Origin of the sequence: Glycomyces sp. NPDC021274 (assembly GCF_040641195.1) — a bacterium.
Taxonomy (GTDB): Bacteria; Actinomycetota; Actinomycetes; order Mycobacteriales; family Micromonosporaceae; genus Glycomyces.
Genome location: NZ_JBFADC010000005.1, coordinates 233,111 through 257,572 on the forward strand (window position 1 = coordinate 233,111; position 24,462 = coordinate 257,572).

The 24,462-nt window shown below is 70.1% G+C and carries 21 protein-coding genes; 16 read left to right on the forward strand and 5 right to left on the reverse strand.

The features are described from left to right. Window positions 1–16: 16 nt before the first annotated feature. The gene (locus AB0I03_RS14100; RefSeq protein WP_360411725.1) at window positions 17–2,308 is read right to left on the reverse strand and encodes a hypothetical protein; all 2,292 of its coding nucleotides are present in this window, start codon (window positions 2,306–2,308) and stop codon (window positions 17–19) included. Window positions 2,309–2,729: 421 nt separating this feature from the next. Here AB0I03_RS14100 and AB0I03_RS14105 point away from each other — a divergent pair, with 421 nt between their 5' ends. The 6 genes from AB0I03_RS14105 to AB0I03_RS14130 all read left to right on the forward strand — a co-directional run bounded on the left by AB0I03_RS14105 (window position 2,730) and on the right by AB0I03_RS14130 (window position 7,186). Continuing rightward, window positions 2,730–3,557: a hypothetical protein gene (locus tag AB0I03_RS14105; RefSeq protein ID WP_360411727.1), complete on the forward strand. Its 828-nt coding sequence runs from the start codon at window positions 2,730–2,732 to the stop codon at window positions 3,555–3,557. Between the two features lie 4 nt (window positions 3,558–3,561). After that, entirely contained in the window at window positions 3,562–4,008 is a 447-nt protein-coding gene (locus tag AB0I03_RS14110) for a hypothetical protein (protein ID WP_360411729.1), read from the forward strand. Window positions 4,009–4,369: 361 nt separating this feature from the next. Continuing rightward, window positions 4,370–5,791 carry a hypothetical protein gene (locus AB0I03_RS14115; protein ID WP_360411732.1) on the forward strand — a complete coding sequence of 474 codons (1,422 nt, stop codon included), beginning with the start codon at window positions 4,370–4,372 and terminating at the stop codon, window positions 5,789–5,791. Continuing rightward, complete coding sequence (locus AB0I03_RS14120; protein WP_360411735.1) at window positions 5,782–6,153, forward strand: hypothetical protein; 372 nt, start codon at window positions 5,782–5,784, stop codon at window positions 6,151–6,153. Before AB0I03_RS14115 ends, AB0I03_RS14120 begins: the two co-directional genes overlap by 10 nt. Window positions 6,154–6,161: 8 nt before the next feature. Next, the gene (locus tag AB0I03_RS14125) at window positions 6,162–6,728 is read left to right on the forward strand and encodes a hypothetical protein (protein WP_360411738.1); all 567 of its coding nucleotides are present in this window, start codon (window positions 6,162–6,164) and stop codon (window positions 6,726–6,728) included. Next, a complete protein-coding gene (locus AB0I03_RS14130; RefSeq protein ID WP_360411741.1) occupies window positions 6,725–7,186 on the forward strand; it encodes a hypothetical protein in 462 nt (153 codons plus the stop codon). Before AB0I03_RS14125 ends, AB0I03_RS14130 begins: the two co-directional genes overlap by 4 nt. 111 nt (window positions 7,187–7,297) lie before the next feature. On the opposite strand, the gene AB0I03_RS14135 is transcribed toward AB0I03_RS14130, so the two are convergent. Then, complete coding sequence (locus tag AB0I03_RS14135; protein ID WP_360411744.1) at window positions 7,298–7,918, reverse strand: hypothetical protein; 621 nt, start codon at window positions 7,916–7,918, stop codon at window positions 7,298–7,300. Between the two features lie 239 nt (window positions 7,919–8,157). Between AB0I03_RS14135 and AB0I03_RS14140 the strand changes: the two genes are divergently transcribed. Continuing rightward, window positions 8,158–8,562: a low temperature requirement protein A gene (locus AB0I03_RS14140; protein ID WP_360411747.1), complete on the forward strand. Its 405-nt coding sequence runs from the start codon at window positions 8,158–8,160 to the stop codon at window positions 8,560–8,562. Here AB0I03_RS14140 and AB0I03_RS14145 read toward each other — a convergent pair whose 3' ends face one another. Further along, window positions 8,563–9,039 (reverse strand): GNAT family N-acetyltransferase, encoded by a 477-nt coding sequence (locus AB0I03_RS14145; protein ID WP_360411750.1) that lies wholly within the window; start codon window positions 9,037–9,039, stop codon window positions 8,563–8,565. It lies immediately after the preceding gene. An 87-nt stretch (window positions 9,040–9,126) separates the two neighbouring features. On the opposite strand from AB0I03_RS14145, the gene AB0I03_RS14150 reads away from it, so the two are divergent. Continuing rightward, window positions 9,127–10,806, forward strand: coding sequence for a metallophosphoesterase (locus tag AB0I03_RS14150; protein WP_360411753.1), 1,680 nt, complete (start codon window positions 9,127–9,129; stop codon window positions 10,804–10,806). On the opposite strand, the gene AB0I03_RS14155 is transcribed toward AB0I03_RS14150, so the two are convergent. After that, complete coding sequence (locus AB0I03_RS14155; RefSeq protein WP_360411756.1) at window positions 10,803–12,389, reverse strand: oligopeptide:H+ symporter; 1,587 nt, start codon at window positions 12,387–12,389, stop codon at window positions 10,803–10,805. The genes AB0I03_RS14150 and AB0I03_RS14155 overlap by 4 nt on opposite strands. Before the next feature lie 176 nt (window positions 12,390–12,565). On the opposite strand from AB0I03_RS14155, the gene AB0I03_RS14160 reads away from it, so the two are divergent. The 8 genes from AB0I03_RS14160 (at window position 12,566) to AB0I03_RS14195 (ending at window position 23,085) form a co-directional block, all read left to right on the forward strand. Further along, the gene (locus tag AB0I03_RS14160; protein WP_360411759.1) at window positions 12,566–13,540 is read left to right on the forward strand and encodes a hypothetical protein; all 975 of its coding nucleotides are present in this window, start codon (window positions 12,566–12,568) and stop codon (window positions 13,538–13,540) included. Between the two features lie 269 nt (window positions 13,541–13,809). Next, window positions 13,810–15,435 (forward strand): chaperonin GroEL, encoded by a 1,626-nt coding sequence (groL, locus tag AB0I03_RS14165; protein WP_208498747.1) that lies wholly within the window; start codon window positions 13,810–13,812, stop codon window positions 15,433–15,435. A 418-nt stretch (window positions 15,436–15,853) separates the two neighbouring features. Then, the gene (locus AB0I03_RS14170) at window positions 15,854–17,746 is read left to right on the forward strand and encodes a right-handed parallel beta-helix repeat-containing protein (RefSeq protein WP_360411763.1); all 1,893 of its coding nucleotides are present in this window, start codon (window positions 15,854–15,856) and stop codon (window positions 17,744–17,746) included. Window positions 17,747–17,779: 33 nt separating this feature from the next. After that, window positions 17,780–18,346, forward strand: a complete 567-nt coding sequence (locus tag AB0I03_RS14175; RefSeq protein WP_360411766.1) for a DUF3995 domain-containing protein — start codon at window positions 17,780–17,782, stop codon at window positions 18,344–18,346. A gap of 44 nt (window positions 18,347–18,390) precedes the next feature. Beyond that, complete coding sequence (locus AB0I03_RS14180) at window positions 18,391–18,591, forward strand: hypothetical protein (protein WP_360411769.1); 201 nt, start codon at window positions 18,391–18,393, stop codon at window positions 18,589–18,591. A 102-nt stretch (window positions 18,592–18,693) separates the two neighbouring features. Next, window positions 18,694–20,988, forward strand: a complete 2,295-nt coding sequence (locus AB0I03_RS14185; protein WP_360411772.1) for an AAA family ATPase — start codon at window positions 18,694–18,696, stop codon at window positions 20,986–20,988. Between the two features lie 50 nt (window positions 20,989–21,038). Further along, complete coding sequence (locus AB0I03_RS14190; RefSeq protein WP_360411775.1) at window positions 21,039–21,881, forward strand: ion channel; 843 nt, start codon at window positions 21,039–21,041, stop codon at window positions 21,879–21,881. A gap of 136 nt (window positions 21,882–22,017) precedes the next feature. Next, window positions 22,018–23,085: a glycosyltransferase gene (locus AB0I03_RS14195; RefSeq protein WP_360411778.1), complete on the forward strand. Its 1,068-nt coding sequence runs from the start codon at window positions 22,018–22,020 to the stop codon at window positions 23,083–23,085. Between the two features lie 66 nt (window positions 23,086–23,151). On the opposite strand, the gene AB0I03_RS14200 is transcribed toward AB0I03_RS14195, so the two are convergent. Beyond that, entirely contained in the window at window positions 23,152–24,177 is a 1,026-nt protein-coding gene (locus AB0I03_RS14200; RefSeq protein WP_360411781.1) for a GNAT family N-acetyltransferase, read from the reverse strand. Window positions 24,178–24,462 lie beyond the last annotated feature (285 nt).

The following is a 24,462-nucleotide window of genomic DNA, read 5'->3' on the forward strand; positions in this document are numbered from 1 at the left end:
TCGCCGACCTGACCGGCTACGATCCGCCCGCGTGGATCTCCAGCGAATCCGGCAGGTCCGGCGTCCTCGCGCGGCGGACCGCATCGATCTGAGCGCGCACGTATTCCTGGAGTTCCGCGTCCTTCCGTTCGCCGGCCATGCGGCCCAGGACCGTCAAGTGCTCCAAGGCTCCATCGGCGTCATCGAGCCGCCGATAGCACTCGACCAGCAGCTTGCGGTGCTCGTCGGCCGTCGACGGCTCCTCAAGGCGCCCACGTTCGCGCTCTTCGTCGAGGAAGTCGGCGTCGACTTCCGCGACGTCGACTGCGTCTTCGAAGCGACCGGCCGCGAAATACCCCCGCGCGAGCCAATGCCAGTGCATGGTCGGCACCCCGCTGGAACGCTCCGCGGCGATCAGCGCCTCCAACGCCGGCACGGCCTCCGCCTCCCTGCCCTCGCCGATGCGGACCCGGGCCTGCGCGAAGCCGAAGCCCACCCGAACCAGATGCGGTGTGCCGGAGGAGAACCCGGCGATCCGCTCCTCGATCTCCCGGTGGTAGGCGGCCGACGTGCCCGCCTTGGCGTGGGCCGTCTCGAGGTGGGCGAACGCACGGACCGCTTGAGCCGGCCACTCCGCGTCCAGCGCGGCGTCCCGCATCGTCGCGGCCAGCGCGATGATCTGCGAGGGCGGCAGATCCTGATGCACCGCCCGCTGCACCCTGGAATGCGCGACGACGGCGGCGACATGGGGGTCGCCGGACTCGGCGGCCCGCTCGGCGGCACGAGCCAGCGCGCGGTCGGCCTCGTCCTGGTCCGACCACTCCACCACGTTCGCGAACTTGCACTCCGCCAGTGCGGCCGTCTTCGGGTCGGGCAGCCGGCACAGCAGGTCGCGCATCTTGGTGACCAGCGGCAGCGCCTCGTCGAGCATCCCGTTGTCGCCCATCCACACCGCGACATCGCACAGGCAGAGCGCCATGCCGATCATGTCGTCCTCGTCCCGGTACCGCCCGGCCGCCTCGTGCAGATCGGATCCCGTGTCCGGTCCTTTGCGCATCAGCGCCCGCAGATGCGCATGGCGGGCGGCCAGATGCGCGGGCGGCTGCCCGAGCGCCCGGAGGTGGTCCTCGGCTGCGGTGCGCTGCTCGCGTTCGCGATGCCACTCGGCGCGGGCCAGCAGCTCCTCGGCCGACAGTTCCCCGGGGATGCCGGCGGTGAACCGGTAGCTCGCGGCGTCCACCCGGAACTGCGCGACCGGCCGCGCGTCGAGGCGGGCGCGCGCCCGGTCGCCTTGCGCCGCAGTGCCGTTGCGCGCATCGAAGGTCGCCGCGAGATCGAGCGCGATGCCGCGCATCCGCGCAAGCATCTGCGCGGCGTCGACGTACTCGTCCTCGCCCTGCCCGGCCCAGCCGATGGGCTCGTCGCCGCGACCGGCGTCGACCATCTGCCGCATCAGCACCGCCACGGCGACGGCGAACTCCATCTTCCCGGTCGGCCGGTCCAGGCTCGCGAAGCCCCACATCATCCTGCTGAGCGTCTCGAGGCCCGCATCGAGGTTCCCGGTGAGCGCGCAGAACTCGATGAGCCTGCCGCTGTACTCGTAGCGGTACACGCCGCGCCTGATGCGGCGACGGGCGAGCCGGAACGCCCGCCTCGCCTCGTCGTGCCGTCCCAGCCGCGCCAGGGGGAGGAGCATGTCGATCTGCACCGGCACCGGGGGTTCGGTGACGGTTCGTGCGGCGGCCAGCACCGGGGCGGCCAGCTCGTACGCCGCCGCGTCGTCCCCGCGGTCGGTGAGCCGGTCGACTTGCAGGGCGAAGTCCCACATGCGCATCGGATTCGGCCCGTCGGCGGCGATCCACCGCTGGAACCAGTGCGCCTCCTGCTCCCAGTCCGCGACGATGTGGGCCACGGACCGGCGGGTCGCGTACACCTCGGTGAGGTTCCGGCCCGCCTCCCGGTGGCGCTGTTCGACATCGTCGAGCGCCGCGTGGATCAGGGGCAGTCCGACCGCCGGGAACTCGGCCATCGTCTGGACGATCCAGCAGTACCAGGAGAGCAGCTCCGCCTCTTGGTCCGGATCGAGCTCGTGCCTGCGGGCGTCGTGTTCGGAGAGGCAGCGGGAGAACAGGGGAAAGGCCCGGGACCATTGCCGCCCCACGCAGTACGCGTCCGCCAGCGCGCGCCGGGCGGTGAAGGCCAGCCGGGCGAAGCCCCGTGCCTCGGCCCAGCCGACGACGTCTTCGAGTTGCGCCTGCCGTATCTCGTGGTCCTCGACCGTATGCGCCGTTTCCAACGCGGCCCACAGCTGCGGTTCGTCGTAGTCCATGCTTTCTCCTGATCGCAGGTCGGTGTGCCGGATCGAGACCGAACGAACGCACGAGTCCGGGCCGTGAGGTTCACCGGACTGCGTGATGCCCCCGCAGGCGGCGGGTGCGGACGCCGCTGCCGTCTACGGGCACCGATCGGTCCGGTCGACCGGGTCCGGGCGCCTACCAAAATACTTCGGGACCGCCGGTCGGACCGGGCGCCTGCGGCACTGTCGAAGGTCGGGGAATTTTGGGGCCGGAACCTTGGAGTCCTCGCAGGGAGACTCAGGGGTGGAGGGTTGGATGTTGATGGGGGACAAGGCGATAGGGATGTGCTGAAGTGTCGGCGGTTGCGTGACCGCGTGCGGTCGAGGGCGGCGGGTTCTGCGCGAGTCCGGTAGCGTGCTCGATGTTTCCCCCCGAATCTGGAAGGTGCCCGACGTGGCGAGTGTTGATGAGTTGTCGGCTGCGGTTGCGGCGGCGCGCGATGCGATCGAGCAGAGCAATGCGGTTGTCGAGGGCGCGAAGCAGCAGGCCGAGGAATTGAGCGGGCAGCTGGCGGCGCTGGGCGTCGAGCAGAAATCGGGCCAGGCCATGCAGGTCAAAGATAGCCTCGAGCAGATGCAGGCCCAGGTCGCGGCGTTGACGAGCGCGGCCGAGCAGGTGCAGCAGCAGGCGGAGGCGTTGAGGGGTTTACAGGGCGGTACCGGCGGCGGAGTTGCAGTAGGGGATGCCATTGGCGGCAACCAAATCCCCACCCCCGCCGGAGCCTCGGGAGGAGGAGGGGATCGCAACGGTCCGCCCCCAACCGAGCCCCCAACCCCAGCCGCAGCGAGCAACGAACCGCCCGACGATTCGAACTCCAACGAACCGCCGAAGTTCACCTTCAGCAGCCGCTTCCAGCCCGATCCCGAGTTCAACGAGAAACTCGCCGAACTCTGGGATCCGCCCGACGCGATCGAAGCCGATCAACGGAAGACCAGAATCGCCAGAGTCGGCCGAGGCCTTGTCCGAAAGGGCGACGACATCGGCCAAGCAAGCAAGGACGCTGGTTCGACGATCGATAAGCTCCTCAGCGACAGCTTCGACCCGCTGTCGAACACCTCAACGGGCACCGTGGCCGACACGAATCCACCCGGTCCGACGGTTTCCCGGCCGGACCCCGTTATGCCAGACTGGGGTTCAGCCGCCGCTGCCGGCCTGATGATCGCCATAACCGCCGTTGAAGCGGTGAGCCGCTTCGTTGAAGCACACGATAGAAGGAAGTGACAACATGCAGCGCGAGGAACTGCTCCGCGAGCAAGTCAAAGCGATGATCTTCAACGAGCCAGCACGGTCTACCGAACTCCGCACGCAGATCGGGGAGCAGGGGCTTGCACGCGCGCACTTCAACTTCACGACTGCCGTGTTCGCCGGTGCAGTAATTCAGTACTTCGGCGAAGAGCTCGACCTTGCCGCGCTCAGGACATTCATGACCGGCATTCGACACGACTTCCGGAAGGCGGACCCACCGCTCAAGTTCATGACCGTCGAAGGAGCAGTCCGCGCCATCTATGGCGAAGACCACTTCCTCGATGAGATGACCGGTGAGGAACAGCTAATCGCCATGAGTGCGGTAATCCGGAAGATCACGTTCGAGACCCCGTACATCACCGACAACATCGAGCCCTTCCTCGATGAGGCCGAGAAGCTTGCTCGGCAGTGGGAGTCCGAGGGTTAACCAGTAGAGCAACGAACCGCAATGCGAGATCCACCGCGCCGAAGGCGCGGTGGATCTCGCATATCTGCATACATTTTTGAGGTTCAGGGCACTTCCGTTGCGCGCCTTGCTATTTGAGAAAGTTCTAGACCCAAAATCCTCGTAAGTTGACAGCGGATATTTCGTTGCGTCATCATCGGACATACGACCTTGCGCGATCGCAAGGGAGCCAGTTCCTTACGTCTCGAACGGAGACTCTTACGAAGCATCCCAAGAAGTTCGGCCTTATTCGATAGGCCAGAATGTTAACGCCGCCCGGTGGTCCACGGACTACCAATCAGAGTTCCACCGGGCGGCTCCAACAACAGAAAGCGAGCTTTCCGTGTCGTCTACGACGATACGCTATTCGGGCGTACCTGAAAACAGCCATTCCCGCGACCTTTCCCACGATTCCCGCGAATCCCCGGCTCCCCTGGATGCCAGGGGTTGCCGGGACTCCAGCGATCCGCACGGCTCGCGGGACTCCTGGGAACCTCGGCCTTCCGGAGGCACCTCCGTCCCCTCCGGCACATCTGGCGCATCTGCCACCTCTGCCATCTCTGGCGCGTTTTCCGATGCGCCCGAAGCGGTCTCGGACCTCGACACCGACGCCGATGCCAATACCAGTAGCGGCCTCTCAATTCAGGCCGACGGCTACTACGACTGGGCGGGCCGCCGCCTGTTCCTGCTCGACGGTTCACCAGACCCGTTGACACCGGGCGCTTACCGCTACCAGGCAAGCCCCGACTACTGCGACCTGTCGGCACCCGAGTCCGACCCGTCCAGCCCGCGCTACGAACCTCCCCACCTGCGCCATCAACCCGGCGACACCTGGGAGATCGGCGGCAAGCCGTTCGACATCCACGACCCGGGGCCCTACGGCAACCCACTCTGGCGTCCGGACCCCCGTACCGGCCGCCACCGCCGAGGCGAACTCCCCGACCCGATGCCACCCAGTGGCGCAAAGCAACCCGCGAATTCGCAGGTCGAGCAGCCCGTCTCCGCCGGTTCGGTCCCTCCTTGGGGCCCGCGCCCGCGTACCGCCGCGCCGTCCCCGGAGCCGCCCGACGACGAGGACGAAGGCCAAGGCGGCCAACCGAACACGTCTCGACCCATCACACCGGACCGGCCCCGGCCCGCTCCGCGCGACCGCTCGCGCTTCTGGTCGCAGGCCGACAGCAGCCAACCGGAGCACACCATGAACCGTCAGCGCCGCGACCACTCCACCCACGACACCGACAACACCGCGCCCGTACCTGGGTTCGCCCCCGAACCCGAAACGCCGCTCCGGACCCGGACTCACGCCGGACCTGCGATCGATTCAGCATCCAGCTCCGTACCATTCCGATTCGACAAGCTGCGCGAAGACGCCTGGGACCGGTTCCTCGAGAAATCCAGCGACCTCGCCGCCGCCCATCGCACCGATCGCGGTACCGCCCTCGAACGCGAATGCGGTTGGCAGATAGCCCTATGGGTCCGCTTCTTTCGCTGGCTCGCCGCCGTCTTCAACCGATCCACGAAGGTCGAACCGCCGCAACAGGATTCCGTACCGCCTCCGCAGGACCAACCAGTGCTGCCGATCCAACCCGACCTGTCCGGTCAGACCGAACGCAACGCGCGGACGCGGCGCACCGAGCTCGCCGACCGCTCGACTCGCTTCGCCGGCGCGGTCAACGGTGCCAGACGCGCCAGGGCCGAGTCCAGCGCAGGTCCCCTCGCGGAAGCCCTTGAGGCCCAACTGATCGGAGGTCGGGCATGGGCGTAGGCCGACTCTCCCTGCACCGCGTCCGCGCGAAGTACGCCCGCGCACTCGCCCAGATTCCGCTGCCGGTCCGCTCGCTCACCGAGATCGACCCGGCGGCGCTGCGGACGATATCCCGAGTGGAGTTCGCGGACCGAACCGTCCAGTTCGGACTGCTTGAGGGCACGCCACGCCTGTGGATCATTGCCCCCGATCATCTGCCGCCGGTCATGGGCTATGTGACCGGCCTGCACACCGGGAAGCCAGAAGTGCACATCACCGCCACCGACCACATCGACTGGGCCCGCCAGCCCGGCCGCACCCACCGCCTCCTGGCCGCTGCGCTCACCGCATGGCGAGGCGCCCAACGCGAATGCGAAGGATAGGAACACCCGTGAACGAGACCGTCACCGACTCCGCTCCGGACCCCGCGCCCGACTCCGCACCCGACTCCGCTTCTGACAACGACAGCAGCCGCGAGGCACGGGCCGCGCTCTTCCGCGCCCACGCCACCGCCCGCTTCCGTCTCGACACGGCCGAAGCCGCCCGCCTGGCCGCGACGCTCAGACCCGAACACCGCATGGGACACCTGCTCTTCCAGGTGTGCCTGTTCGCCCAAGTCGTCTTCGACGAGTACGGCACAGCCCCCGACCCCGGCGACCTCGCCGAACTCACCGAGACCCTGCACCGCAAGCACTACCCGAAAGACCGGAACTTCACCGCCATCAAGGCCGAAGCGATGATCAGGGCCGTGTGCGACGAATCGCTCCTGCTCACCGAGATCCCGCAAGCCGAGCAACCCGGCTACATGTGGGCTGTCATGAACGAACTCGTGCGCCCTGACGCCACCGACGCCGACCTGGCCGAGCGCTTCGAGGTCGCCGAAGAAGTGGGACCCGACCTGCTGAAACAGGCATTCGAGCAGACGATCGCCGCCCCCGTGAAGGAGGCAAGCGCATGAAACCCGAGCAACTGCACCGCCGCCACCTCACCGCCCTCATCGCAGGCGACCACGACACCGCCGCGAACCTCCGCAAGCACTTCGGCCGCACCGACCACGACACCGCCGTCCAGTTTCTGCGCGCCGCCACCGCGGTCAGCCTCGAATACCGCTTCGGCCCCGGAGCCGGACTCGGCGCCGGCCCCATCGACTACGACGAACTCGCGGCGTTCATGTCCGAACTGCGCCGCACCTGCGAGGGCGCCGAACCGCCGCCCGACTACCTCGCCGTCGAAGCGGCCATCCGCGCCCTCTACGGCGAACCGCACCTCATCGAACCGCTACAGCGCCAACAGCACAGCCAAGCGCTCTACCTCGCGCTCACGGCGCAGACCCGCCGCCACCCGTGGATCGCCGCCAATCCCGAATGGGTCCTGGACCGCGCCAAGCACACCTCACTGATCTGGCTCCTCAGCTGAGGAACCTCGGCGGGCCGAATGGTCGAAGCGACCGTCCGGCCCGCCGCCCGCCCCGTCTCCCGCGATGCCGAACTCCTCGCCCAGCCAGACGGGGACCGGGACCCGCGCACATCACGCTGCAAGGCCCAGATCGCCGAGCCCCTCCCAATCGTGCGCGCCGGACTTGAGCAGCCTCGTCAGTGTCGGCTCACCCTCGAAACGCACGATGTCCCTGGCGCAGTAGCAGTTGCGGATCGAACGCCCCCGCCGCAGGCAGGCCTGCACACCGATGAGCTGCATGGTGCGGCCGACCATCACCGGTGACAGTCCCTCGCCGGCACTGGGGAAACCGCTGACCAGCAGATCCTCCACTCCGACACAAGGAAGCCCGGCGCCGGCGAGGAGGCAGGACAGGAATATCGACGGCGCGGGCACCTCGTCGTTCTCCAATGCGAACGCGGCCGCCTTCGCGAGCGCTTCGCAGCGGTGGCACGCCCGGCCGGAGATCGCCTTCCGGTACACCTTCGGATCGAGGAGCCGCGACGCCTGCTCGTCGAACTCGCTGAACCAATCGTCGTCGACCAGGTGACGGAGGTGCGAATCGAAGCGGTCGTACCGGGCTCTGGCCTCATCGTGCAGTTGCGAGGACCACGGTCCCGTGATCACCGGCACCCGCTTCTTCAATTTGAACAGCAGGTGGTCGTGGTAGCCGTCCAGATACATGCGGCCACCGCCGACAGGGATCTGCGGCAAGCCCGGATGCTGGTCGCAAGTCCGGCCGGGCTCGCCGGGCCTCCGGCAAGGCAGGGCGTCTCTCTTCCTCGGAGCTCTGCACGCTTTCAAGGGGTTCTGCGTCATCATTCATGTCATGGTCCCGTGATTGAACGATGACTCGCCAGCACTGGTGGTGTCGCTTTCACGACTCTCGGTGGTCGGTGTCTGAAGCTGATGAGAACTGCGTCGGCGGAGGCTCAGGGCGATAGCATCGGCCGATGAAGCTGCTGCGGGGACGGGAATCCCCTGGGGTCGGCCCGGGCGCCTCGCGCCGCGCCCGAGTCTTCGCGTTCGTCCTCATGGCGACCGGCGCCGTCGTCTTCGCGGTCGGCGCCGTGCTCGTGCTCCTGCACCCCTGGGGCGCCGCTGATGCAGCCGTCATCGCTGCAGTCCTCGGCGGCCCTGCCCTCTACGTGGTCGGCGACCTCGTACACAGGCGAACAAGCACCGGCCGCGTCGCGGTCTCGCGCGTCCTGGCGCTCGGTTGCCTGGGCGTGTTCGCGCTCATCGCGCTCGCGCTGCCGGCGCTCGTCCTCGCGGCCCTCGTGCTCGCCGTCCTCCTGCTGCTCGCGCTCGGGGCCTCCGGCTGGTTCCGGCCGCCGTCCGTGAACGTCGACGAGTGATCAGCGGCGGAGCGTGTTCAGCCGCATCGCCGGCTCTTCCGAGACGGTGAACCCGAGCTCCCGGTACAGGCCCTCGCCCTGCTGCGAGGCGAGCAGTTCCAGGACGTTCACGCCCTGGTCCTCGAACCAGTCCAGGAGCGCCCGCGTGCACGCCCGGCTGTAGCCGCGCCCCCGCCACTGCTGGTCGGTGACCACGTTGAAGATCCAGCCGTACCGCCCCGAAGGGTTGACCGGGTTCGGCAGCCGCTCGCTGATCACCCCGGTCGCGCAGGACGCCAGCGCCCCCGACCCGTCCGGGGCCTCGACGACGGTGACGGCCATGGTCGGCTTCGGCTCGTCGAGGCGGCGCTGGAGGATCGCGGCGGTCTCGGGCTTCCAGCCGGTGTCGCTCATGTCGAACCAGGGCGCGAGCATGACCTCGCGGAGCCGGATGATCTCGTCGATGTCGCCGAGGTCGGCGTGGCGTGCATTCGTCATGCCGGGGAGCTTACGGGCGGACCGGGGTCCTCGCCCAGCCCGTTTCACGGGTTCCCTTGTCGCGCAGAACGTGCCATGATGTGGTCTATGTCCCACCGCCCCAAGGACCTCAGTCCTGAGCAGCTCCGCTTCCGGCCGCAGGGGCCGGTGCGCTGGCTGTCGCCGCGCACGCTGCTCGATACGAGCATGCGGTTCGGGCTCGCGCGGGTGTTCGGCGGCTATGTGGACAAGCGCGAGATCATCGGCGGTCGCCCGCAGGGGGTGTACAACCACGCCGACGCCGACGAGTTGTGGCTCGATTACGTGGCGGACGTGGGGGACGGTTTCAACGCCACGTACTCGGTCGCGTATCTGATGGCGCAGGACCACATCGAGGTGGGCGGGGAGCGGCTGCCGCGCGGGTCGGTGCTCGTCATGGGCGGCGACGAGGTGTATCCGGCGGGGGACTGGCTCGAGTACGAGCAGCGGATGAAGGGCCCGTACGAGGCGGCGAATCCCAGCAGCATGGTGTCGCTGTACGCGATCCCGGGGAACCACGACTGGTTCGACGGGTTGACCGCGTTCGCGCGGCAGTTCACCGAGGGCCGGAAGGTGGGCGGGTACCGGACGTACCAGAAGCGCTCGTATTTCGCGCTGGAGCTGCCGCACCGCTGGTGGCTGTTCGCGGTGGACGCCCAGTTCGACACGCATCTGGACCAGACGCAGATCGAGTACTTCCGGCATGCGGCGGAGCGGATGCGCCAGGGCGACCAGGTGATCCTGTGCGTGCCGCAGCCGTCGTGGCTGTGGACGGAGGACGATCCTCGCTCGTTCGACCGGATCGACCATTTCATCCGGGACGTGGTGGCCGCGCGGGGCGCCCGCGTGCCGCTCGTGATCACCGGCGACCGGCATCATTACGCGCACTACGAGGAGGTCGACGGGTCGCGGCACCTGGTCACGGCCGGCGGCGGGGGCGCGTACCTGTCGCCGACGCACACGCTGCCGGAGGCGTTGACGGCGCCGCGGAAGTCGGTGTCGGAGCCGGAGGCGCGCGAGCGGGACTACCGGTTGACGCAGACGTACCCGTCGAAGGCGAAGTCGATGGGGTACGCGTTCGGGATCTTCGCGCGGCTGCCGTGGTTCAACAAGGGGTTCGTGGCGCTCATGGCCGTGGTGGGCCTCATCGCGACGGTGTCCATTCTGGAGGGCACGGGCACGTTCGTGGCGGTGACGGCGGTGCTCCTGGGGGCCGGAGTCGGATTCGCGCACCCCGGGCAGGGCAGCCGCACGTCGCGCCATTACATGCTCGGCGGCCTGCACGGCCTCGCGCAGGTGGCCCTGTCGTGGGGCGGGGCGCAGGCGATCAAGATGGTCGACGACGTGAGCCTGTGGACGTACCTGGCGTACCTGCCCCTCGCGGGGCTCGCGGGCACCTGGGTCGTGGGGCTGTACCTGGTGGTCGCGAACCGGGTGGGCGTCAACGCGAACGAGTTGTTCGCGGGGCTGAACGTGATCGACCAGAAGTGCTTCCTGCGGATCCGGGTCGCGGCGGACGGGGTCACCGTGTACCCGATCGGCCTCGACCGCGTGTCCCGCCGGTGGGTCGCCGATCCCGATGGGGCGCCGACGGATTCGTTCATCAAGCCGGTGGATCCGTTGAAGCCGCGCCTCATCGAGCCGGGCTTCTCGGCCCTCCATCCGGGGCCGCGCAGCGCCGAGCTGCCGCCGCAGAACCCGGTGCGCCGCCTGGTCGCCCAGGCTGGCGAGTGGTTCAAGCAGGGTTAGGGCCTGTCCGGGCCCCGCCCGACCGGGCCGTTTCCAAGCGGGCCTCTCCCGAACTCGGGCTCCGGCGGCGTCTCGAGCGTCGCGTCGGGGCCGTGCCCGCCGCGTCCCATGAGCCGGTGGAGCGCGGGACTGCAGATCGCGAGGACGACGGCGGTGAGGATCGCGATGCCGGCGAGGATGTAGAAGAACGCGGCCTCGCCGACCTTCGGCACGAGGAACGCGAACGCCTGCCCGCCGAGCGGTGTGCCCACGGCGGGGCCGAGGAACCACACGCCCATCATCTGCCCCTTGAGGTTCGGCGGCGCGAGCTGCGTCGTGACGCTCAGTCCGACGGGCGAGACGCACAGCTCGCCGAAGGTGAGCAGCAGGTACACCCAGGCCATCCAGGCGAGGCCGACGAGGAGCCCGTCGTCGGCGCGGGTCTGGAGCCAGCCGAGGAACACGTACGCGAAGCCGACGAGGAACACGCCGATCGCGAACTTGTACGCGGTCCCGAAGCGGGTGCCGGCCTTCAGCCAGATGACGCCGAAGATCGGGGAGAACACCAGGATGAAGATCGAGTTGAAGTTCTGGACGCCGCCGGCGGGCAGGTGGAAGCCCCACGAGTCGAGGTCGACCGAGTTGGCCGCGAACGCGGTGAGCACGGAGCCCATCTGGAGGTACAGCATCCAGAACACGACCGAGGCGATGAACAGGCCGACGTAGGCGCGCAGCCCGGCCTTCTGGGCGGGCGTGATGTCCTTGGCCTCGCCGAAGATGTAGATGAAGTACCAGACGGCGGCGGCGATCGACAGGCCGGTGACGACGGTGGGCACGGTCGCGAGCGTGAGCGTCCCGGTCCAGGCCCAGATCGCGATCGCGACGGCCGCGATGGCCAGGGCGATGACGAGGATCCGGGTGGTCTTCTGCTTCTCGGCTTCGCTGAGGGGGCGCGCCGGGCCGATGCCGGCGTTCGTCAGGCGCGGCCAGCCGCGCACGTACCAGAGGAGGCCGAGGGCCATGCCGACCGCGGCGGCGCCGAAGCCGAGGTGCCACCGGTCGTCCCCGGCCAGGTACGGCGTGATGAGGATGCCGAGGAACGCGCCGAGGTTGATGCCCATGTAGAACACGGAGAACCCGGCGTCGCGGCGGGCGTCGGTGTCGTCGTCGTAGAGCTTGCCGACCATCACGGAGATGTTCGGTTTGAGCAGGCCCGAGCCGGCCACGACCAGGAACAGGCCGAAGAACACCATGGCGGGGCTCTTGATCGGGATCGCCATGGAGAGGTGGCCGGCCATGATGACGATGCCGCCGATGAGGACGGCGCGGCGGGGCCCGAGGATGCGGTCGGCGAGCCAGCCGCCGGGCAGCGCCGTCAGGTACACGAGCCCGGAGTAGAGCGAGGCGATCGGGACGGCGACGGTGTCGGCGAGGCCGAGGCCGTTCTGCGCGACGTCCGCGACGAGGAACGTGAGGAGGATGCCCTGCAGGCCGTAGAAGCTGAACCGCTCCCACATCTCGGTGCCGAAGAGGACGGCCAGGCCGCGGGGGTGCCCGAAGAATGTCTTCTCGCGGCCGACGGGACGCATCTCGCGGTGGGACATCGGCGCTCCCGGTGTGCTCGGCGGCTGCTGCAACCGGCGCGACGTGCGCCGATACCTGCGTACGGTAGTGGTTCGGGGGCGGCCGGGCAGGGGAATGCGCGAACGTGTCATCCCCGAACGGATGCGTTGCAGCCGTTTGTCTGATATGCACGGTTGCTTGGTTTACGATCCGGCGTATGAGCGACGATCCTTACTGGAACTCCGGGCGGACCGGCGAACCGTCGGGCCGCTTCTCCGGCGGCGACCCCCTGGTGACCGACACCTTCGAAGGCTGGTGGCACGCGTCGATGGACGTCGTGCAGCGCTCCTGGCGCACGGTCGGCCTCATCCTCCTCATCGGGGTCGTCCTGCCGCGCTGGGTCCTCGGCGCGTTCAACAACACCGTGCGCACCCCCGACATCGACGTGAACCAGACCGACTGGGGCACCATCGTCCGCGAGTACAGCCCCGGCGTCGCCGTCGGCGTCATCGGCGCGATCCTCTCCCTCGCCGTCCTCTACGTCTCCGGCTCGGCCGCCCTCGCCGCCGTGCGCACCGCCGCCGCCGAAGCGGCCGGCGGCTTCCTCGCCCTCGGCGAGGCGTTCTCGTTCGGGTTCAAACGCGGCGGCCGGTTCTTCCTGTGGCTCCTGCTCGCCTGGGTCACCATCGCCGTCGGCCTCGTCCTCTGCGTCCTGCCCGGCCTGTGGGCGATCTTCGCGCTCAGCCTCATGGCCCCCGCCGCCGTCTTCGAGGCCCGCCGCAGCCCCTACGCCCGCTCGATCCAGTTGACGCACTCGGCGTTCTGGCTCGCCTTGGGCCGCATCGTCATCGTGGTGCTCGTCGCCGTCGCCGCGAACCTCATCATCTCGCTCGTCGGCCTGCTCCTGGCCGGCGTGTGGCACGCGGTCTTCGCGTCCTGGCTCGCCACCGTCCTCACCGTCCTCACCGAGGCGGTCATGGCGCTGCTCCTGCTCGTGCCGATGATCTGGATCCTCGCCGCGTCCCTGTGCACGTACGCATGGCTGCGCGGACGCGCCGAATCCGTCTCGGCCACCTCGCTCTCCGCGGAGGCCGCGGGCGTCGCCGTCGACCCGGCCGCCCCCGGCGAGCCGGGCCACCCGACGCCGCCACCGAGCCCCGAGTCACCGAACCCCCCGCCGCCGCATCCGTAGACCGCACCAGCGAGGCCCGGGCCCCAGCCCGGGCCTCCTTGCATCTACGGCTCGCAAGCGTCGCCGAGGCTGCTTTTCACCACTTGTTTCACGCCCCGGATTGGCACTCTCAAGGCGAGAGTGCTATACCTGGAGCTGGCACTCGCAGCTGGCGAGTGCTAAGAACGCTAAGAAACGCGATGAGGTGGTCGAGCCTTCACCGGCTCACCGTCGCGGGGATGCCGCCTCACCGTCGACCACGAACGTTATCCGAAAGGAAGCCATCGACCATGGCGAAGATGATCGCATTCGACGAGGAGGCTCGCCGCGGGCTCGAGCGAGGCATGAACACCCTCGCTGAAGCCGTCAAGGTGACCCTCGGCCCGAAGGGCCGCAACGTGGTGCTCGACAAGAAGTGGGGCGCCCCCACGATCACCAACGACGGCGTGTCCGTCGCCAAGGAGATCGAGCTCGAAGACCCGTACGAGCGCATCGGCGCCGAACTGGTCAAGGAAGTCGCCAAGAAGACCGACGACGTCGCGGGCGACGGCACCACCACCGCCACCGTGCTGGCCCAGGCCCTCGTCAAGGAAGGCCTCCGCGCGGTCGCCGCCGGCGCCAACCCGATCGCCATCAAGAAGGGCATCGAGAAGGCCGTCGCCGCCGTCGTCGAGCACCTCCAGTCCACCTCCACCGAGGTCGAGACCGAGGAGCAGATCGCCAGCACCGCTTCCATCTCCGCCGGCGACGTCACCGTCGGCGCCATCATCGCCGAGGCGATGGAGAAGGTCGGCAAGGAAGGCGTCATCACCGTCGAGGAGTCGAACACCTTCGGCCTCGACCTCGAGCTCACCGAGGGCATGCGCTTCGACAAGGGCTACCTGTCCGGTTACTTCGTGACCGACCAGGACCGCATGGAGGCCGTGCTCGAGGACCCGTACATCCTCGTCGCCAACCAGAAGATCTCCGCGGTCAAGGACCTGCTCCCGACCCTGGAGAAGGTCACCCAGACCGGCAAGCCGCTCCTGATCATCGCCGAGGACGTGGACGGCGAAGCCCTCCCGACCCTCGTCGTGAACAAGATCCGCGGCATCTTCAAGTCGGCCGCCGTCAAGGCCCCCGGCTTCGGCGACCGCCGCAAGGCCATGCTCGGCGACATCGCCATCCTCACCGGCGGTCAGGTCATCTCCGAGGAGATCGGCCTCAAGCTGGAGAACACCGACCTGTCCCTGCTGGGCCAGGCCCGCAAGGTCGTCATCACCAAGGACGACACCATCATCGTCGACGGTGGCGGCGAGGAAGAGGCGATCCAGGGCCGGATCAACCAGATCCGCGCCGAGATCGACAACTCCGACTCCGACTACGACCGCGAGAAGCTGCAGGAGCGCCTGGCGCGCCTCGCCGGCGGCGTCGCCGTCATCAAGGTCGGCGCGGCCACCGAGGTCGAGCTCAAGGAGCGCAAGCACCGCGTCGAAGACGCCGTGCGCAACGCCAAGGCTGCCGTCGAAGAGGGCATCCTCGCCGGCGGCGGCACCGCGCTGGCCCAGGCCGGCGCGATCGCCTTCGACAAGATCGAGGCCGAGGGCGACGAGGCGACCGGTGTCGAGATCGTGCGCCGCTCGCTCGGTGCGCCGCTGCGCGCCATCGCCGAGAACGCCGGCCTCGAGGGCGGCGTCGTGGTGGAGAAGGTCCGCAACCTGCCCACCGGTCACGGCCTGAACGCCGCGACCGGCGAGTACGTGGACATGCTTGCCGCGGGCATCCCCGACCCGACCAAGGTCACCCGCTCGGCGCTGCAGAACGCCGCGTCGATCGCCGCGCTGTTCCTCACCACCGAGGCCGTCGTCGCCGACGCCCCGGAGAAGGAATCCGCCGGCGGCGCGCCCGACATGGGCGGCATGGGCGGCATGATGTAAGCAGCCCTTCGGGTTTGCTTGCTCAGGCCGACTGAGTACTGCAAGGGAGGACCGCTCACTGTATTGTGAGTGGTTCTCCCTTTCTCTGTACTGGCTGCCAGTGCAGACGGCGTAGTCCGCTGCGCAAGCGCGGCATACCGCCCCTTCCAAGGACGGTATGCCGCGTCCTTGCCCGCGTCATGTGCCCTTGCGGCGGGATGCCGCGTCCTTCCTGCCGCCGCCACTCTTTCGGGTGACAGATGTCCTTACGACGGTAAGAACAGCGGTTTTCTGTCGGACCCCGGCGGAACACTTGAATCGGGGTCGCCCCCCTGGGAGGGCGGGGGACTGCCCGGGTATCGCGGCAGGGGCCGGACCGCATGCGCGCCAGCGCATTCCGCCCCTTCACATCGAGTGCCGCTCGCGTTACCCTGAGCCCGTGCCCCCCGCGCCCCGCCCCCAGCACCGCCTCGCGAAGGCCGTCTTCGCCGTGATCGCCCTGGGCGTGCTCGCCTTGAGCTGCAGCGCAGGCGGCATGGCGGCCGATGTCCGCACCACCGGCATCGACGCGGAACGGTCGCCCGACGACACCGCGCCGCCCGCATACCGCGAGGACGGGCCCGTGCTCCTCGTCTGCACCGACGACGCCGAGGACTTCGCCGAACGCAACGACGACGTCGACATCGGCCGCATCGAGAACGAACGCCTCTACGAGGACTGCCTCGCGAGCGGCCACCGCGAACTCGCCTCCGCCGTCGCCGCGGCCGAACCAGGCTCCCGCATCCTCGTCCTCCCCGGCCACTACGACCTCGCCGAGACGCTGCTCCTCGAAGGCACCGCCGACCTCCAGATCGAAGGCCTGGGCGACGGCCCCGAAGCCGTACTCCTCTCCGGCGGCTTCCAACTGGACACGGTCCTCGAAGCCCGGGACGCCACCGGCCTGTACCTCAGGAACCTGACCCTCGGTCAGGCCCGCGAAACCGGCCTCCTGCTCGACGGTGTCGAAAGCGCCACCGTCGAATCCGTCACCGCCGTCCAGAGCGGCGGCCACGGCCTGCATGTCATCCGCTCCCGCGCCGTCGCCCTCACCGACTGCCGCGCTGCAGCCGCCGACGACGCCGGGATCGCCATCGAGACCGCAACGGCGACCGTCGAAGCCTGCGAGGCCACCGGCAGCCTCACCGGGCTGCTCGTCTCCGGCAGCGGCGCGGTCGTGGTCGACGGGAACCGCCTGCACGGCAACACCACCGGCCTCGCCGTCACCGATACGGGACCGGTCCCCGACGTCACGGTCTCTGAAAACCTCGTGTACGGCAACAACACCGGCCACTACGCGCATCTCGGCACGCCCGCCTGCGCCGCCGACCTCGCCGACCGCGACTGGACCGCAGGGACCGTCTGCCCGGAGCGCACCGTCCCGCGCGGTGTCGGCGTCCTCGTCGCCGACGCCGCCCGCGTCCACGTCACCGGCAACCGCATCTGGAACCAGGACACCGCCGCCATCGCCGCGTGGGGCACCCCCGGTGTCCACGGCGTCGCCGGAGACGCGAACACCTTCGCCGGCAACACCTTCGGCGTCCGCGAGGACGGCCAGCGCGAACGCAACCGCCTCGACCTGTGGTGGGACGGCGTCGGCGCCGGGAACTGCTTCGACCAGCCGAACGCCTTCCGGACACTCCCGGCCGTGCTGCCGCCCTGCGACACCGAGTTCCCGCCCGCGCGCGTCGCGGGCGACCCGCTGCGGGCCTTGAAGCTCTGGCAGTGCGGCATCGGCGACGCCACCGCGGGCGTCCCCGAAGGCTGCGACTGGTTCGGGGCGCGCTTCACCGACCGCCTCGAGTTCCAGGCGGCCGTCGTCTTCGCCGCCTCGCTGCTGTTCCTCACCGGCGCAGGCTGGCTCGCCGCCGCCCGCACCGACGAACCGCCGCGCGCGGGCCGGATGACGTTCTCCGCCATGGCGACCGGAGCCGGTGGGCTGCTGCTCGTGCTCGCCGTCTGGTCGGGCCGGGCCGACTACGAGGCGCTGGCGACCGGCCTGTGGGGCGTCGGCTGGCTGCTCGCCGGGCGGTCGTGGCGGCAGTGCGGGATGACGTTCTTCGGGCTGTTCACGGGCCTCATCGGTGCGGTCGCGGTACTCGACGCGGTCGACCGCGCGGTCTGGACGCTCCCGTTCGTGCCGGTCGCTCCGGCGTGGATCTGGGTCGCGATGCTGCCTTTGTGGACACTCGTGGCGCTGAGTCTCGCGTTCGGTCCGCGCCGCCGCGAGGAGGCCCCGGCCCCGGTCGAGCGCACCCCGGTGACCGCGCCCACCCGCGACCGCTTCGACTGGTGACCTCCGCAACCCCACCCCCGCAATGGAGACGACATGACCGCACCACCCGACAGCGACGCCGCCCCTGACTCCACTGCCGCTGACCCCGCCGCAGCCGGCTCCGCCGACCCCACCGCCCTCAACCCTGCCGCCTGGCTGCTGATGCTCTGGTCCCTGGCGTTCGGCGGCCTCAGCGCCTACTGGGCCTGCGGCGGCACCTGGCTGGCCGACAAGGTCTCCGAGCAGGCGCTGGCGATGGCCGCCGACCGGATCTGGTGGTTCATGCTGCTGCTGTGGCTCACCGCCGTCGTGAAGTTCGGGTACGGGGTGTGGGCGCTCGCGATCACGCGCCCGTGGGGCCGGCGGTTCCCGCGCTGGCTGCTGCTCCTCGGCGGCTGGGGCGTCGGCCTGGCGACGCTCGGCTACGGGGCCGTGCAGCTCGCACTGTCGGCACCGGTGTACACCGGTGCCGTCGTGTACGCGAACGCCCCCGACCGGGCCACCTTGTGGTGGCACGTGTTCGTCTGGCAGCCGGTCTGGATCGCCGGAGGGCTGCTCGTCCTGGTCGCCACGCTCACGTTCCAGTTGCAGAGCAGACGGTCCCGGTCCGTTGCGACGTGACGGCTCGGCAATCGCGGCAGCGGCCGATCACGTACTGTTGTCCCATGACTTGGACCTGGAAGCTCGAAGACGCCGACGGCAACGCGATCGAAACTCCGGACAGCGACCTGGGCAGCCAGGGCGACGCGGAGTCGTGGCTCGGCGAGCGGTGGCGCGAGTTCGCCGACCAGGGCGCCGCCGCCGCGATCCTGCTCGAGGACGGCCGCCAGGTCTACCGCATGGAGCTCTCCCCGGCCGAAGAGTAGCGGCCCTCGCGATTCGCGCACTGCGCGTGAGTTGCCGGTGTGGCAAGAACGGCGCACTGTGAGAGTCGCCGTCTGCGGCCGGGCCGTAATAGGCTGGGCGGCGTGACCGACTCTGGTTCCCTCACTTTGACAGCGACCCGCGCCAAGGCCGGGCTCGACGCCCGGCGCGGCATCGTGCGCCTCCACCCCGAAGCCCTCACCGCGCTCGGCCTCCGCGCCGGCGACGCGGTGGAGCTGACGGGGCGGCGCTCGACGGCCGCGATCGCGCTGGCCGCCGACCGGTACGCGTCCCGGCGGGCGCTGTACGCCGACGACCTGACCTTGGGGAACATCGGTGCGCGCGACGGCGACCCGGTGCGGCTCTCGCCCGTCGCGCTCGCCGCCGCCGACCGCGTCGTGCTCTCCGGCCCGGCGTCGGCGGTGGCCGTGGTCGACCCGGACACGCTGCGCCTGGCGCTCCTGTCGAAGGTCGTGGGCGAGGGCGACGACGTGTCGCTCCTGCCGATCGAGCTGGGGGACGTGCAGCGCGACATCGTCGCCTCGACCCGCCGCACGCTCAACAACACGCTCGGCATCGGCTGGACCACGATGGTGCTCAACGTGGTCGAGGCCAGCCCGGCGAGCGGCGCCATGATCACCTCGGACACGCGCGTGGAGTGGGAGAACGACGCCCCCGCCGCGATCGACCTGCCCCTGGAGTCCGGCCGGGTCGCGAGCCTGGGCCGCGCCCCCGCGCCGATGCCCGCGCCCCGCTCCGGCGGCGAGGCCGCCGCGACCCGCCCGCGCACCGAACCGCAGGGCCGCGTCAGTGCGACTCCTGAAGCCCCGCCCGGGATCGCGGCGATCCCCTACGAGGAGCTGGCCGGGGCCAAGATCCCCGCCGAGGAGCTGCGCGAACTGCTGGACCTCGGCTTCAACCACCGCGAGGTCCTGAAGGTGGTGGGCACTGACATGGCGCTCGGCGTGCTCGTCTCGGGGCCCTCGGGCGCCGGGAAGGCCACTGTGACCCGCTCGGTCGCGGCCGCCGTCGGCGCCCGCGTCAGCGAGGTCTCCGGCCACGACCTGGCCGCGCTCGAAGCGAACGCGGCGGCCGACCGGCTCCGCGCCGCCGTCGCCGCGCTCACCGTCCCCGGCGTGCTCCTGGTCCGCGGCGTCGAGGCGATCGCCCCGGCCGGGAAGCGGACCCCGTTGGGCACCATGTTCACCCAACTGTGCGACGAGGTCCTCGCCGAAGCGGGCGAGCACGCGGTGGTGTGCACGACCGCGCGCGTCGAGGACGTCGACACCGCGCTGCGCTCGCGCCTCGAGCACGAGGTCGTCGTCCCGATGCCGGACGCCGACGCCCGACGCGACCTCCTCGTGTACTTCACGCGCGGCATGAAGGTGGCCGAGGACGTGAAGCTGGAGTCCGTGGCGCACCGCGCGCCGGGCTACGTCGCCTCCGACCTCGCCGTCATGGTCCGCGAGGCCGGCGTCCGCGCCGCCATGCGCGCCAAGGCCGGCGGCGCGACCGCCTTGCAGCGCAGCGACTTCGACGGCGCGCTCGAGTCGGTGCGGCCCACGAGCATGTCCGGAGACTCGGTCGAGCTCGGCGGGCTCACCCTCGCCGACGTCGGCGGCATGGAGGACCTCAAGCAGACCCTCACCGAGACCGTGCTCTGGCCCCTCACGTACCCGGACGCGTTCACGCGCCTGGGCATCGAGGCCCCCCGCGGCATCCTCCTCTATGGACCTCCCGGTTGCGGCAAGACCTACATCGTGCGCGCCGTGGCCGGCGAAGGCCACGCGAACGTCTTGAGCGTCAAAGGCTCCGAGCTGCTGAACAAATGGGTCGGCGAGTCGGAGAAGAACGTGCGTGAGCTGTTCCGCCGCGCCCGCCAGGCCAGCCCGACCCTCATGTTCTTCGACGAGCTCGACGCCCTCGCGCCCGTGCGCGGCGGCGGGACCGACGGCGGCACCGCCGACCGCGTCGTCGCCGCCCTGCTCACCGAACTCGACGGCGCCGAGTCCCTGCGGGACGTCGTCGTGGTCGGCGCGACGAACCGGCCGGACATGATCGACCCCGCGCTCCTGCGGCCCGGCCGCCTCGAACGCCTCGTGTACGTGCCCCCGCCGGACGCCGTCGGCCGCGCGGACATCCTGCGCGCCAACGCCAAGAACGTGCCGTTCGCCGACGACGTGAACCTCGACGAGGTCGCCGACGAGCTGTGGCTCTACTCGGCCGCGGACTGCGCCGCGCTCGTGCGCGAGGCCGCGCTCACCGCGATGCGCGAGTCCCTGGACGCCAGCATCGTCACCGCCTCCCACATGGCCCAGGCGATGGAGCGCGTCCGCCCCAGCCTCGACCCCGAGCAGCTCGAGTACCTGGAGAACTACGCCCGCAACCGCGAAGCCTGAGGCGCGGCCGGCGGACCGCGCGCCCACGCTCCGCTGGATAGCCTGGGGCCATGTCCGCATCCTCGACGCACCCCGCCGACCCTTCGGGCTGGCCTCCCCAGCTGACCGCCTGGGAACGCGCGACCAACCTGCCCCTGTTCGCCCTCGCCCTGCTGTTCCTCGTCGCCTACGCCGTCCCGATCCTCGACCCGGGGCTTCCCGCGTGGGTCGGCACGGCCGCGACCACGGTATACGTCCTGGTGTGGGCGCTGTACGCCGCGGATTTCGCCGTCCGGCTCGTGATGGCCGGCCGGGGGAACCGGTGGCGGTTCGTCTACTCGCACCCGCTCGACCTCCTCATGGTGCTGCTCCCCATGCTGCGTCCGCTGCGGGTCGTGCGGATCGTCGTGCTGCTGGCCGAGGTCTTCCGCCGCCACGCGGAGGCCTCCAAGCGCTTCCAGGCCGTCTTCTACGTCGTCAGCGTGACCGGGATGATCCTGCTGGTCTCCAGCCTGGCGATCCTCGACGCCGAACGGGACGCCCACGGCACGCAGGTCGCCGACTTCGGCGACGCCGTGTGGTGGTCGGTCGTCACCGCGACCACGGTGGGCTACGGCGACATGGTGCCCCAGACCGTCGAGGGCAAGGCCATCGCGGCGTTCCTCATGTTCGCGGCCATCGGCCTCGTCGGCCTGGTGAGCGGCTCGCTCGCGTCCTGGTTCGTCGACCGCGTCTCGGCCGCCGAGGAGACCACCGAGCGCGCCGAGTTCGTCGAGCTGCGCTCGCGACTGGAGCGGTTGGAGCTGCAGCTCGCGGAGATCCACGCGGCCCTCGTGCCCGGGACCGCAGGTGGCGAGCCCGCGGCGGTGCCGGCCCCGCGCGGCGAACCCACCGGCGGCGCGGGCGCGCAGTGAGACCCGGAGACTCCACAGAGGATCAGTGGTTCCGGCGCTGTTGGCCCGGAGTTGGTGCGCCCGTTACCGAAGGGCACTAGCCTGCCCGGTGGCGTGCCACGGCGGCCGCCGCCGCACCCTTCCGGGAGGGAACCCCATGCGAATGACGCGACTGCTGCCCGCGCGGCTGCGCCGCAGGCTGCGCACGCTCCGCGCCGGCGGCGCCGGCCTCGACCGCGCCGCCCGCGGCCCGCTCCCGGCCTCCTCCGAGTTCCTGCACGTCGTTGCCACCCGGCACGGCATCGGCGTGTTCGACGAGCAGTGGTTCGCGTACCGCCAGCTCCTCCTGGAGCACCTGACGCTCGCCTCGCTCGACGCGCAGACCCACCGCGACTTCGTCTGGTACATCGCGATCGACCGCGAGATGCCGCCGGTCGCGCGGCAGCGCCTCACCGCGCTCGCCGCCGAACGGCCGTGGATCCACCTGGCCGAGACCGAGCTGAAACGCGACTTCGTCCCCGACCTCGTCGCCTGGACCCGCGAGGAGGCCCGCGCCCGCGGCAAGGGCTGGGCCCTGACCACGCGCCTCGACGACGACGACGCGGTCCACCGCGACCTCGTCGGCCGCCTCCACGAGTCCGCCGCCGCCTACCTCGGCGCAGCGAGCGCCGCGCCCGCGATCCTCTCGCCCACCTTGGGCTGCAACTGGGTGCCGTCAGAGGCCGCCGGCCACCGCACCTACCACCACAGCCCCTCGATCGGCCTGAGCCTCCTGGAGCCCGCCTCGCGCGCCCTGAGCGTCTACCGCCGCAACCACTCCACGCTCGCGCAGAAGCTCGTCCCCAGCGGCGTCAGCGTCCGGCACATCGACGGCGAGACCATGTGGTGGCTCTACGCCCACACCGGCCTCTCCGACCAGCAGCGCGAAGGCTCCGAGCGGATGTCCAACGTGGCCGGGCACCCGAACGCGGTCGCACTCGACGCGGCCGCGCTCGCCCAGTTCGGCATCACCGCCGAAGGCCTGCGCCTGCTGCGGCGCACGCCCGAACCCGAGCCGCACGAGACCCTGCACCTGCTCAACCGCCGCGGCCTCGACGTCGAGCAGGAGATCCACGACCTGCGGGAGGCCATGTCCCGCAGCGGCGACGGCGACGCGGTCCTGCGCGAGAAGATCGCCAAGCTCCACGCCGAACGCCGCCGCATGCACGAGAAGCTCATCCGCTGAGGCCGCGCTGACTGCCGCCGCTTCAGCACGGGAGAGCAGTCGCGGCGTCGAACGCCGCGTCGGCGGTCAGCCGAGCTTCTTCTGGTAGACGTTCTCGTGGCAGACGAGCCGGTACCCGACCGCTTCGTTGATGGCGATCATGTGGCTGTTGCTGGTCGCGTTGCCGGTCCAGACGTACCGCATCTTCGGCCGCCATTCGCGGATCGCGCGCTGGTTGGCGATCTTGAGGATCGTCCCGAGCCGGTGGCCCCGGAAGCGCGGGTCGACGATCGTGTCGCCCTGCACGCAGTGCTCCTCCGCGCCGGCCTCGACGATGACCTCGGTGAGGCCCGCGATCGTGCCGCTCTCCTTGTGCCGCACCACGGCCTGGAGGTGGAGTTCGCCCCGCTGGCGGCGCACGCGCGCCCCGTCGAGGATCCGGTCGCCGTCGACCTCGGCCTCCTGGAGGTCCCAGTCGCCCAGCGGCATGTCGGTGTACATGCGCGCGTGCAGGTACGCGATGCCGTCGAGCAGTTCGGCGGGAGGCGCGCCCGTGAAGGTGACCAGCTCGAAGCCCTCGGCCCGCTCCCAGGCGGCGTCCCAGAGCCGGTCGAGCTCGGCTGCGTCGACCTTGTCGAGGTCGCAGGCGCGCACGGCGCCTTCGAGCGACCGCGCGTAGCCCTGGTGCGCCGCGAAATGCGCGCCCGCAGCGTTGATCGGCGCGCCGCCCTCCACCGGTACCGGCACCCATGAGGAGAGGGTCGTCCGCTGCTCGGCGGCGGCACGGTCCTCCAAGTGCCGCAACAGGGCCGAGCCGACCCCGCGACGGCGCTCGTCGGGGTGGGCCCCCAGCTCGAAATGGACGAGGTGGGTGTTGTCGAGAACCGGGAACGAGAGGTCGAGGTACCCGAGGGCCCGGCCGTCGCACACCGCCGCCCATCGTTCGCGCCGTACGTCATTGCTGCTGAGTACCAATGGCGACAAGCGGTACACGGGGCTGGACGGGCGGATGCCGGTCCAGTCGTGGGCGTCGATCGCCTCGTGGACCGCGAGCCAGGACTGCACCAGGGCGTGGTCGTTCGGGTCGACCGGCACGATGTCGAAATGCGTCATGGCCAGAGTTTCGCGCAGCGGTACGACACGGGCAAGCGCATTTGCGGAAAGGTTTGGGGGAGTGGCGGTCTGGGCACCCGAATGGCAAGTGAAGGCCGCAGGCACGTGGGAGGATTGGTCGGGAGACCGCAGTTCCTGACACCGGCTGGCGCTGCTCGACACGTTCTAGCCCCAGGACTCGCAGTCAACCGGGTTTAGTGGCGACAGGACGTCTGCGGCCTCCCGCAAGAAGAATTCTTACCTATTCACTGAATAGGGTCAAGACCCGGCGAGCGATTGATTTCT